Source organism: Synechococcus sp. 8F6, from assembly GCF_002252665.1.
Classification (GTDB): domain Bacteria; phylum Cyanobacteriota; class Cyanobacteriia; order PCC-6307; family Cyanobiaceae; genus Cyanobium_A.
This window is the reverse complement of record NZ_NQKZ01000030.1, coordinates 1-10315: the sequence shown is the minus strand read 5'-3', so window position 1 is coordinate 10315 and position 10315 is coordinate 1. Positions and strand designations below refer to the sequence as shown.

The following is a 10315-nucleotide window of genomic DNA, read 5'->3' as shown; positions in this document are numbered from 1 at the left end:
CCACTTCTGGTTGACGCCAGCAGCGTGTGGATCGTGACCACCGCCTTGGATTGCGCTGACGTGCCTGTTCGTAGACGACAGCCCGGTGACGGCAGATTTCCACGGCATCACCGTTGTGACGCTGGTGGGGTGTCACGAACTTGATCCCGCTGTGGCGGTGCCGGTGGTTGTACCAGTCCACAAACGCTGCCACCCATTGGCAGGCAGTCTCCACGCTGGTGAATGGCCGGCTGGGGTAGTCAGGCCGGTATTTCGCTGTTCGGAACAGCGATTCGGAATACGGATTGTCGTTGCTGACGCGCGGCCGCGAGAACGACCTGAGCACGCCCAGTTCCTCAAGCCGGCTCTCCAACGTGGCCGCTCTCATGGCGTTGCCGTTGTCGGCATGGAGGATCAGCGGCTGGCGTCGACCTCTACTGATCCGTTCGCGTAGGCAGGCCCTGCTCACCAGATCCGCTGCTATGGCTGGATCCTCGCGCTCGGCGACATCCCAGGCCACCACCTTGCGGCTCCACACGTCGATCACCAGATAGAGGTACAGCCAGATCCCGCGGACGGTGGTCGGGAGATAGGTGATGTCCCAGCTCCACACCTCATTCGGCCCAGCGGCTCGCAGGCGTGGAACTGGTCTGGGCTCCTGTGGTGGCCGGGCCCGACCTCGCCGGTGAGCCTGCCCATGGGCGTGCAACACCCGGTAGAAGCTGCGCTCTGAGCCGATGTATAGGCCACGATCTGCCATCACAGGCACGATCTGCCCAGGTGGCAGCGCGGCGAATTCCGGCTCGTTGCAGGTCAGCAGGATGCGCTGACGCTCCTCCTCGCTGAGGCGATGGGCAACGTGGCGGAAGCTGCCCTTGCAACGGTCCACACCGCCCCCATCACCCGCAAACTGCCTGCGCCAGCGCTGCAGCGTGGTGAGCCCCACGCCCAGTAGCCGTGCCAGCTCGCTGGCACGGGCACCACCTTTAATGCCCTCATCAAGGATCTGCAAAGCCTTCTGGCGGTCGTCGGGCGAGGTCAGTCGTCCCCGTCCTCTCCCCAGAAGGCCTGAATCTTTTTTGAGGCGATCAGCAGCGCTGCCGCTTCCGCCAGCGCCTTCTCCTTCCGCCTGAGCTCCTGCTTGAGCCGCTTGATTTCCCGCTGATCCTGGGCACGGAGCCGTTCAAGCTCCTTCTGCTCTTTCAAGGTGAGCACTGGCTTTTCATTGGCATCCTGGGATGCCTGCCGCCAGCGTTCCACTTGTTCCGGGTACAGACCCCGCTCGCGGCAGTAGGCGCTTAGCTCGGTGGCGTTCAGCCCAGCGGTTTCCAACACCACCGTGAACTTGTCGGTGGCACCCCAGCCCTCAGGATCCTTTTCGGATGCCGGCACCACCTCTCCCTGCAACCGCCAGGTCTTCCTCCAGTTGTAGAGGGTGACCACGTGAATGCCCAGCTCGACTGAGATCTGGGCCACGCTCTGGCGGTGCGGCGGACTCATCCGCCTTCTCACATCAGCTTTGACGGCCTCGCTGTAGCGACGCATTGCTCTGCTCCATCAAGCCCCCTGGTAGTCGGAATGGAGAGGCGTCATCTTTCCTGGCAGAGGGGGATCCAGCCCTCTCGCGCCATCGTGTTGAGCCCCAGCCCCAGCCCCAGCTCGCTGGCTGGCCGATCAGGGCCTGCCCGCTGGAACTGATCGTGGTGCTTGATGGCACGCCCACCCGCTAAACCAGGCCGAGTGTTACCGGCAGCAACTGCTGCAGGATCCGGGGAGCGCCTGCTGATCCGCTGCCGCCGCGCTACGACACCGCCAACCAGATCACCGCGCTCGTCCACTGGTTGCGCCACCAGCCCTTGCCCCGTAGTGCCCGGGTGTGGATTGCCACCGATCCCGATCACACGGCCCGCATCGTGATCCTCGCCCGCATTGCCCTTGGCAGTCAGGGCATTCGCGTTGGCCCGGCCGATTTGCCTACCCCCAGCCCTAGGAGTGTGTCGCACGTTGGGCCGAGGCCAGGAAGTGGTGAATCAGCCTCTGTGATTCAGGGACACCCGATCACAGCTTTGGCGAATCAGGCCCTCAGGCCGCTGCCGCGCTTGCCCTGAACAGCTTGAGGATGTCGTGGGTGGTGGCCATCAGCGCCCATTCCCCATTCACCTTCTCCAGCCCCCTCAATCGGAAGCGATACAGACCTCTGGCCCCTTTGATCTGGCCAAATACTGGTTCAACCACCGTCTTGCGCAGGGCATAGATCGCTTGGCCGGCTTTGGATCTGAGCTTCCGCTCCATCCGTCCGCGGGCATCAAGATCTCTGGGTGCTCGGCCCCGTGAGGGCCTGGGCCTCTGGCCGTGCTGCTGCCGGCTGGTGGAGATGTATGCCTGCAGCCCTTTCTCCTCACAGGCTTCCAGGTTGGCGGTGCTGCAGTAGCCGGCATCGGCGATCAAGGCATCTGGCAACTGCCCGGTGTTGGCCTCGATGAGCTCCAGCATGGGCAGCAGGTGCACCGCATAGCTGGGCTGGTTGCTGACGCCGATGGCCACGATCACTTGGTGGTCGCCATCGACGGCGGCTTGGGCGTTGTAGCCCTGGATCCAGCCGTCAGCGCCTTTGAGGATGTGGCTGTCGGGGTCGGTGTAGGCGAAGCCTTCCGCGCAGCGGTGATTCCGCTGCGCGGTCGGTTTGGGGTTGCCGGCTGCATCGGTGGGGAGCGTGCGCTGCGGCATCGCCAATGGATCGGTCTCGGCAGCGGCAACGCTGCTCAGCTCCGGGCCCGCGGCCTCGGCCTTCTCGAATGCCAACTTCTGAGCATCATCTGCACGCTTGCGCGCACCACGGCTGCGGCGTGCCGCCCGCTTGCTGTGCTGTTCGTCGCCACTGGCCTCGGCTGCTTCCGCCTCCTGCTCAGCCGCTTCTGCCTCAGCTTGCCTTTGACGCGTATTGGCAGCAGCAGCCTCGGCCTCCAGCTCCGCCTTGGCCTTGCGGATCCACTCCAGCCGGCTGGAGCGTCGCTGCAGTTCCTCGGGGAGTTCGTTGCCCCGCTTGCCCTTGCCGACCTGCCCGTCCTCCTGGGCGTCGATGATCTCGGCCTTGCGCAGCAGCGCCCGCATTTCAGCCTCCAGCTGCCGCTCGGACTTCAGCATCCGCTCGTGGCTCATGGCCTTGTGCTTGCTGGCATTGGCGCGGATCTTGGTGCCATCCAGAGCCACCTGGCCAAGGCTCACCAGACCCGCCTTCTGGCAGAGCCGCAGCACCTGAACAAACAGGCCAGCCAGGGCATCCAGGTGCCGTCGGCGGAAGTCACTGATTCGGCTGTGGTCAGGCTTTTGGTTGCCGGTGAGCACCCGGAAGGCGACGTCCTCCCAGCAGGCATTCTCGATCTTTCTGGAGCTGGGCAGCCCGACGCAGTAGGCGTACAGCAGCAACACCACCATCATCCGCGGGTCGTAGGCCTTCTCTCCGCGGGGATCCTTCTGCCGGTAAACGGCGTAGATCGCCTCAAGATCCAGCTCAGAGGCCAGATCCAGCAGGAAGAACACCAGGTGGTTCTCTGGCAGCCACTCCACTGGTGACGGCGGAAAGAGCAGCGTCTGCTCGGGGTTCCAGGGGCGGAAGGACTTGGGCTTGACCATGCCCCATTCTCTCGCCCAGATCCATTGCTGCCACTTGGATCTGGGCAGATTTCAGGGCGTCTGTGGAGAGGCCGCGCCCTGATCTATGTGCGACACGCTCCTAGCGAGCACCGCAAGCTGCTTCGGGATGTCCTGCGCCTCACCCTCTGGCGCGCCACCGGCAGCACCGGCGCTTGGCTGGCTCCCCATGTTGTTGCCTGCAAGCGGGCGGATTGTGGGGTTTAGGAGGTGTAGGCCGGCGGCGGACAACCCGTGATTCCACGGATGCTCCGCTAGTTTGCCTGTACTATTTTGCTTGCAGGGTTTGGGCTGACTACGGTGGTTTTGGGATTTGACCGTCAAGGCTGGATCACGGTGTTTGCCGGCCTGCTCCTTGCCCTGATCACCCTGCTCACGAGTTACGACCATGTCGATATCCTTGGAGCCGCTTCCTTCGATCTACCGCAGCAAGCAGGAATTCCTTGCATCGCTGCCGCCGTGGCGACGGCTGTTGCAGAAGCTCAATTGGCATCCAACGATCGACGTCGACGTGGAGCGCTACGCGATCGAGCAGAGGCTGCAACGGCTCAAGAGCGAGAACGCGCGGCTCGCGCAGATCAACTCCAGGCTCGAGCGCTTCGAGCGGGAGCACTTGTCTGGCTCGATCCCACCCCCCTCCACAGGAGATTCCTGCAGCTGATTGCTACCGAGCTCGCTGATCTCGCTGGCGGTTCGCCCTCGTGATCCAGCCCTCTCGCGCCATCGTGTTGAGCCCCAGCCCCAGCTCGCTGGCTGGCCGATCAGGACCTGCCCGCGGGAACTGATCGTGGTGCTCGATGGCACGCCCACCCGCTAAACCAGGCCGAGTGTTACCGGCGGCAACTGCTGCAGGATCCGGGGAGCGCCTGCTGATCCGCTGCCGCCGCGCTACGACACCGCCACCCAGATCACCGCGCTCGTCCACTGGTTGCGCCACCAGCCCTTGCCCCGCAGTGCTCGGGTGTGGATTGCTACCGATCCCGATCACACCGCCTGCGCCGTAGTCCTCGCCCGCATTGCCATCGGCAGCCAGGGCATCCGCGTTGGCCCGGCCGATTTGCCTACCTCCAGCCCCGCTGAACGCCGCAAGCTTTTTCGGAATGTCCTGCGCCTCACCCTCTGGCGCGCCACTGGCAGCACCGGCGCTTGGCTGGCTCCCGAGATCGTTGCCCGTAAGCGGGCGGATTGTGGGGTGTAGGGGGTGTAGGCCTGCAGCCTCGTGAAAGCCGCTTGAACGTTGATCGAGAGCGAGAACGAACGGCTCGCCGAGCTCAACGCCAAGCTCAGTGCAATCTCGTCCAGCTCCGCCACCAACTCGAGCCCAGCGACCCAACACCCAACGTGTCCGAGATGTGATTTCCCTGCTAGATGGATACGGTGGGTTTGCAGCGTGATGGCAAGCACCGCGCTTCAGATGCCGTACAATGTCCGTACGTTTTCTTGCTCGCTGCGTTCCATGGTTCGAGTCCCGCCTCCGTCCTCCCGGCCGCTCAAGGCGAGCCGCATTGAGTTGAGGGCCAGTCAGGCCGATCGAGATCTGCTGGATCGGGCCGCTGCTGCTCTCAGCACCGATCGCAGTTCCTTTTTGCTCAGCCAAGGCCGCCTGGCAGCCCATCAAGTGCTGGCTGATCGTGAGCACTTTGTTCTCGATGCCGCTGCCCAACAGGAATGGGAGCGGATCAACAGTTGCCCCGCCCGCGTCCTGCCTGGTCTGAAGCGTTTGTTGGAGCGGCCTTCACCCTTTGTGCCGCAGGCATGAGTGGATACCGGCCGCCGGTGCTGCTGGCGGCCAGCCATCAGCTCGGCGGATTCCAATGTCGCTCCCAGGCGCAAACAGCCTGGCTGGTGGAGATGGCCCGGCAGGCCCATGGAACCGGCACCACCAGGGTGTTCGTTGTGTCTCCCGTCGATCAGCCGGCCGTGGTGGCCTATTACGCCTGGTGCATGGCGAGCGTGGCCATCGCCGATCTGCCTGAGCGGCTGCGCCGCGGTGCCGGCCGCTATCCCCAGCCCGTGGCCTTGCTGGCGCGCCTGGGGGTGGATCAACGCCATGAAGGTCAAGGTCTTGGAGCCGCCCTGCTGGCTGATGTGATCACACGCGTGGCCAGCATCAGCGATGCCATTGGCTGTCGCGCGTTGCTGGTGCATGCCGAATCAGAGCAAGCCCGGGGGTTCTACGAGCATCTGATTCCAGAGTTCCAGCGCTCACCCACGGATCCCCTCCATCTGGTGCTGTTGCTCAAGGACATCCGCTGCACCCTGAAGGCCTTCGGCACTTGATCTGCGATCCATGCCGCTGGCAGTACCCGGCCTGATGCGGCTCCAGCCCCTGCCCGAGCTGCTGCAGGGCTACGACACCGCCACCCAGATCACCGCCCTCGCCCACTGGTTGCGCCACCAGCCCTCCCCCCGCAGTGCCCGGGTGTGGATTGCCACCGGTCCCGATCACACCGCCCGCGCCGTAGTGCTTGCCCGCATTGCCATCGGCAGCCAGGGCATTCGCGTTGGCCCGGCCGATTGGCCTACCTCCAGCCCCAGCGAGCACCGCAAGCTGCTTCGGGATACCCTGCGCCTCACCCTTTGGCGCGCCACTGGCAGCACCGGCGCTTGGCTGGCTCCCCAGGTTGTTGCCCGCAAACGCGCGAATTGTGGGGTGTAGTTGGTGCAGCACCTGGCTGGGCCTCTCCGTGATTTCACTGCTCAAGTAGTACGGGGGAATGGCTTGAGGCCCCTAGACCTGCCGCGGCGCTCAGGCCCCCCATTGGTGCCGCACGAAAGTCGCGATAGACTGAATGCTGTCGCCCTCGCTCGCCATGGCTTCCGCGCTCCATCCGCCCGCCATCAAGCTCGTCGGCAGCAATGGCCAGATCTCGCTGGGCAAGCAGTACGCCGGCCGCCATGTTCTTGTGGAAGAGCCTGAGCCGGGTGTCTGGATCGTTCGCACCGCCACAGTGATTCCAGACAATGAGCGCTGGTTACACGAACCCGCTGCCGCAGCAGCCCTGCAGGCTGCGATGGTCTGGTCCGCCAGTCACCCACCAGCGGATGCCGATCTGGTTGAAACCCTGACGCGCCTTGGCTGTGATGAAGCATGAAGGCTGCATCAGGCTGGATCTGAACAACCCGGTGTTTCAGGAGCAGTTGCTCACGCTGCAGAAGGCTGAGCGCCATGCGGCACTCGACACCCTCAACAAGATCCGCCAGCTCACCTGGAACCAGCTCTATCGCGACCCAGGGATCAAGTGGGAGAAGATCACAAGCATCAAGCCACCGGCTGGAATCGATGCCGTCTACTCTCTGCGGATTAGCCGTTCACCCAGGGCAACAGCGCATCGTGAGGGTGAGTACATGCGGCTACTCACTATTGCTCCGGATCACGACACGACCTACGGGAGGAAATGATTCATAAGTTTCAAGCTGCAGCAAATGCCACCCCTTTCGACTCCTAATATCCCCGCCGGCGAAGGAAGCATGGATGCCAGAGCAGGCACCTCAGCCTCTAGCGGGCGACTAGGGCACCGGCGCTTGGCTGGCTCCCCAGGTTGTTGCCCGCAAACGCGCAGCCTGTGGGCTGTTGTAGCCCTTCCATCACCCACCCTCTCAGCCCCTGTCGCGATTGCGGCGGGGGCTTTTTTTATGGCTTTCCGTTCGTTTCCTCCCAAGCTGCTGCACTTGCCGGTGTGGCTGAGGTGTGCCCATCAATTCTCTTATTGTTTTTAATTTATGCTGTCAAAGTTCAGCGATACGGTGTTGTGCAGCGCTTCAAGTCTGTGCGGCTAATTAATCCGTTGACTAGCACTGCCAAGCCCCGCAATGCCGGCACCATGCAAAGCCCCGCGGCTCTGCGTCGCGCCCTGATGCAGTTGCCCCCCCTGGGCCGCCGCCTGCTGCTCGGCACCATCGATGTGCTGCTGATCCCCCTGGCGATCTGGCTGAGCTTCTGGCTGCGCACCGCCCATCCCTTCAGCGAGGCCTTATCGAGCACCCTCTGGCTGTTGCCGGCCACCTGGGCTGTGGGCCTCAGCGTCTACGCCCTCAGCGGCCAATACCGCGGCCTCACCCGCTACGTGAGCAGCACCGCCTTCTATGCGGTGGCAGCCCGCAATGCAGCCCTGGTGCTGCTGGTGTATCTGCTCGGCACCCTGCTGCCGGTGCAGATGCCGCCCCGCAGCAGCTGGCCCCTGCTGTGGCTGCTGCTCACCGCCCTCACCGGGGGTGTGCGCCTTGTGCTGCGCGACCTGCTGCTGCAGGCCAGCCAGCCGCCCAGCGCCAACCGGTCGCCGGTGGTGATTTACGGCGCCGGAGCAGCTGCGGCTCAGCTGGCCGCCGCCCTGCGCCTGGGCCGCAGCCACACGGTGGTGGCCTTCATCGACGATGCCCCTGAGCTCTGGCGCCGCGAACTCGATGGCGTGACGATCCACCCTCCCCAGCTGCTTGCCGAGCTGATCAGCCGCCACCAGGTGAGCCAGGTGCTGCTGGCCATCCCCTCCCTCAGCCGCAGCAAGCGCCGTCAAATTGTTCAAGACATTCAGCAGCTCGGTGCGTCGCTTCTTCAGGTGCCCTCGGTGGAGGAGATCACCAGTGGCCGGGCCCGTATCAACACCCTGCGCCCGGTGGCGATCGAAGAACTGCTGGGTCGCGATGCCGTGCCGCCCGATCCCCAGCTGCTCGGTCCCGGTGTGCGCGCTGCTGTGGTGTGCGTCACCGGTGCCGGCGGCTCAATCGGCTCCGAGCTCTGCCGCCAGATCCTGCGGCTTTCCCCCAAGGCCCTGGTGCTCCTCGAGCGCAGCGAGCCGGCTCTCTACGCCATCCACCAGGAGCTGCAGCAGCGCCTGCCCGCTGAGCTCCGCCTGGTGCCCGTGCTTGGCAATGCCGCCGATGCCGCCCTGGTGCAGCGCTGTTTCTCTGAGCAGGGCGTGAACGTGGTGTTCCACGCCGCCGCCTACAAGCACGTGCCCCTGGTGGAGGCCAATCCCCTGGCGGGCTTGGCCAACAACGTGCAGAGCACCCGCGTGGTGTGTCAGGCGGCCGAGCGCTGCGGGGTGAGCCAGGTGGTGCTGATTTCCACCGACAAAGCCGTGCGCCCCACCAACGTGATGGGCGCCAGCAAGCGGGTGGCCGAGCTGGTGGTGCAGGGCTTTGCCAAGCAGGCCAGCCGCCAGGCTGCCTCCAGCCGCTTCGCGATGGTGCGCTTCGGCAACGTGCTCGGCTCTTCCGGTTCGGTGGTGCCCCTGTTTCGTCAGCAGATCGCCGCCGGTGGACCCATCACCCTCACCCACCCGGAGATCATTCGCTATTTCATGACCATTCCCGAGGCCGCCCAGCTGGTGCTCCAGGCTGCTGCCCTCGCGGAAGGTGGTGATCTCTTTCTGCTCGACATGGGCGAGCCGGTGCGGATCCTTGATCTCGCCCGCCAGATGGTGCGCCTCAGTGGCCTGCGCGTGCGCGATTCCCACCACCCCGATGGCGACATCGAGATTCGCTGCACTGGCCTGCGCCCCGGCGAGAAGCTCTACGAGGAACTGCTGATCGAGGCCAGTTCTGAATCCACAGCCCATCCACTCATCTATCGCGCCCGCGAAGCCGCCCTCCCCCCCGAGCAGCTCTGGCCCCAGCTCGATGCCCTCGACGCGGCCATCGCCAGCCAAAATGCAAACGCAGCCCTGGAGCTGCTGGCCCAGCTCGTGCCCGAGTGGCAGCGCAGCGGAGCGTGAATAACGCAAGGCTGCAGCTCGCTGCTTTTTGTTGTGGGTAAATTATGCGTTTATGACCATAAAATGGCAATCATGTTGTCGCCAGCCTGGTCCCCAGAGCGCAGCGTCGTGCAGATTGGCGTCGAAGCGACCGACCTGTGGAGGGGTCGTTCTTCTGATCGATCGTCGATCTGGGCTACGATAAATTTATGGATCTCGCAACCGTATCCCCCAAGTACCAGGTCGTCATCCCGAAGCGGGTGCGCGAGCAATTTGGCTTGAGCCCCGGTCAGCAGCTGCAGGTGATCGCCCTGCCGGGGCGGATTGAGTTGGTGCCGAGCCAGCCCCCTGTCGCCCTTCGAGGTTTTCTGCATGGGGAAAACACCTTTGCGCGAGAGGCTGACCGGCTGTGAGTGTCCAGCCAGCGGTGGTTGACTCCTCTGGGTGGATTGAGGTGTTCACCGATGGCCCCCAAGCCAGCCGCTTTGTGGCCGTGCTCGACTCTGCGGCAACCCTGGTGGTGCCGGTGATCAGCATTCTTGAGGTGTTCAAGTGGGTGCTGCGTGAGCACAGCGAGGCCCAGGCCATCCAGGCGGTCGCCGCCATGCAGAGAGGGCTTGTGGTGGATCTTGACAGCACGCTCGCGATCGCAGCGGCCCAGCTCAGCCACGCCCATCGCCTGCCGATGGCCGACAGCATCATCTTGGCCACGGCCCGATCCCATCAGGCCCGGCTTCACACGATGGATGCCGACTTCCGCGGCCTCGGCGACGACGTGGAATTGATCGAGAAGCAGCGAAAGGCCTGACGATCAGGCTCAACCCACGTTCCATTCCGGGAGGTGAGTCTTGCCCGCTGTCTCAGTGCAGGCTGCGGCGAAGCCTTTGTATGGGCACTTTTGCCGAAAAAACCCTGGTTTTTCTCGTACAATCAACTGTAATGCCTCCCGTGCCGCCCATGAGTGCCTCTCGATTGGAAGTGCGCCTGCCTGA

13 protein-coding genes are annotated in these 10315 nt (G+C 64.2%); 10 read left to right on the top strand and 3 right to left on the bottom strand.

Going from position 1 to position 10315, the window contains the following annotated elements:
- The 3 genes from CJZ78_RS12870 to CJZ78_RS12855 all read right to left on the bottom strand — a co-directional run.
- Positions 1 to 991 (bottom strand): IS3 family transposase (locus CJZ78_RS12870; RefSeq protein ID WP_143592941.1); only part of this gene is annotated, 991 nt, incomplete at its 3' end.
- Positions 992 to 1017: 26 nt separating this feature from the next.
- Entirely contained in the window at positions 1018 to 1524 is a 507-nt protein-coding gene (locus tag CJZ78_RS14520) for a helix-turn-helix domain-containing protein (RefSeq protein WP_143592940.1), read from the bottom strand.
- A gap of 537 nt (positions 1525 to 2061) precedes the next feature.
- Positions 2062 to 3612 (bottom strand): IS1182 family transposase, encoded by a 1551-nt coding sequence (locus CJZ78_RS12855; RefSeq protein WP_094561709.1) that lies wholly within the window; start codon positions 3610 to 3612, stop codon positions 2062 to 2064.
- A gap of 406 nt (positions 3613 to 4018) precedes the next feature.
- On the opposite strand from CJZ78_RS12855, the gene CJZ78_RS12850 reads away from it, so the two are divergent.
- The 10 genes from CJZ78_RS12850 to CJZ78_RS12805 all read left to right on the top strand — a co-directional run bounded on the left by CJZ78_RS12850 (position 4019) and on the right by CJZ78_RS12805 (position 10131).
- Positions 4019 to 4291 (top strand): hypothetical protein, encoded by a 273-nt coding sequence (locus CJZ78_RS12850; protein ID WP_094561708.1) that lies wholly within the window; start codon positions 4019 to 4021, stop codon positions 4289 to 4291.
- A 282-nt stretch (positions 4292 to 4573) separates the two neighbouring features.
- Positions 4574 to 4828 (top strand): hypothetical protein, encoded by a 255-nt coding sequence (locus CJZ78_RS12845; RefSeq protein ID WP_143592939.1) that lies wholly within the window; start codon positions 4574 to 4576, stop codon positions 4826 to 4828.
- A 195-nt stretch (positions 4829 to 5023) separates the two neighbouring features.
- Complete coding sequence (locus CJZ78_RS12840) at positions 5024 to 5389, top strand: DUF1778 domain-containing protein (RefSeq protein WP_233128792.1); 366 nt, start codon at positions 5024 to 5026, stop codon at positions 5387 to 5389.
- The gene (locus CJZ78_RS12835; RefSeq protein WP_094561705.1) at positions 5386 to 5910 is read left to right on the top strand and encodes an N-acetyltransferase; all 525 of its coding nucleotides are present in this window, start codon (positions 5386 to 5388) and stop codon (positions 5908 to 5910) included. The genes CJZ78_RS12840 and CJZ78_RS12835 overlap by 4 nt, the downstream gene beginning before the upstream one ends.
- Positions 5911 to 5920: 10 nt before the next feature.
- Positions 5921 to 6289 carry a hypothetical protein gene (locus CJZ78_RS12830; RefSeq protein WP_094561704.1) on the top strand — a complete coding sequence of 123 codons (369 nt, stop codon included), beginning with the start codon at positions 5921 to 5923 and terminating at the stop codon, positions 6287 to 6289.
- 154 nt (positions 6290 to 6443) lie between these two features.
- On the top strand, positions 6444 to 6725 hold the full coding sequence (locus CJZ78_RS12825) for a hypothetical protein (protein ID WP_094561713.1): 282 nt from the start codon (positions 6444 to 6446) through the stop codon (positions 6723 to 6725).
- Complete coding sequence (locus CJZ78_RS12820) at positions 6706 to 7032, top strand: hypothetical protein (RefSeq protein WP_233128791.1); 327 nt, start codon at positions 6706 to 6708, stop codon at positions 7030 to 7032. Before CJZ78_RS12825 ends, CJZ78_RS12820 begins: the two co-directional genes overlap by 20 nt.
- Before the next feature lie 422 nt (positions 7033 to 7454).
- Positions 7455 to 9344: a nucleoside-diphosphate sugar epimerase/dehydratase gene (locus CJZ78_RS12815; protein WP_094561712.1), complete on the top strand. Its 1890-nt coding sequence runs from the start codon at positions 7455 to 7457 to the stop codon at positions 9342 to 9344.
- 188 nt (positions 9345 to 9532) lie between these two features.
- Entirely contained in the window at positions 9533 to 9736 is a 204-nt protein-coding gene (locus CJZ78_RS12810; protein WP_094561702.1) for an AbrB/MazE/SpoVT family DNA-binding domain-containing protein, read from the top strand.
- Between the two features lie 14 nt (positions 9737 to 9750).
- Positions 9751 to 10131 (top strand): type II toxin-antitoxin system VapC family toxin, encoded by a 381-nt coding sequence (locus CJZ78_RS12805; protein WP_094561701.1) that lies wholly within the window; start codon positions 9751 to 9753, stop codon positions 10129 to 10131.
- Positions 10132 to 10315 lie beyond the last annotated feature (184 nt).

Bases quoted from the DNA above. Each gene is read 5' to 3' on its own strand.
- CJZ78_RS12850 (WP_094561708.1), top strand. From the start codon at position 4,019: ATGTCGATATCCTTGGAGCCGCTTCCTTCGATCTACCGCAGCAAGCAG.
- CJZ78_RS12855 (WP_094561709.1), bottom strand. From the start codon at position 3,612: ATGGTCAAGCCCAAGTCCTTCCGCCCCTGGAACCCCGAGCAGACGCTG.
- CJZ78_RS12835 (WP_094561705.1), top strand. From the start codon at position 5,386: ATGAGTGGATACCGGCCGCCGGTGCTGCTGGCGGCCAGCCATCAGCTC.
- CJZ78_RS12830 (WP_094561704.1), top strand. From the start codon at position 5,921: ATGCCGCTGGCAGTACCCGGCCTGATGCGGCTCCAGCCCCTGCCCGAG.
- CJZ78_RS12810 (WP_094561702.1), top strand. From the start codon at position 9,533: ATGGATCTCGCAACCGTATCCCCCAAGTACCAGGTCGTCATCCCGAAG.
- CJZ78_RS12825 (WP_094561713.1), top strand. From the start codon at position 6,444: ATGGCTTCCGCGCTCCATCCGCCCGCCATCAAGCTCGTCGGCAGCAAT.
- CJZ78_RS12840 (WP_233128792.1), top strand. From the start codon at position 5,024: ATGGCAAGCACCGCGCTTCAGATGCCGTACAATGTCCGTACGTTTTCT.
- CJZ78_RS12815 (WP_094561712.1), top strand. From the start codon at position 7,455: ATGCAAAGCCCCGCGGCTCTGCGTCGCGCCCTGATGCAGTTGCCCCCC.
- CJZ78_RS14520 (WP_143592940.1), bottom strand. From the start codon at position 1,524: ATGCGTCGCTACAGCGAGGCCGTCAAAGCTGATGTGAGAAGGCGGATG.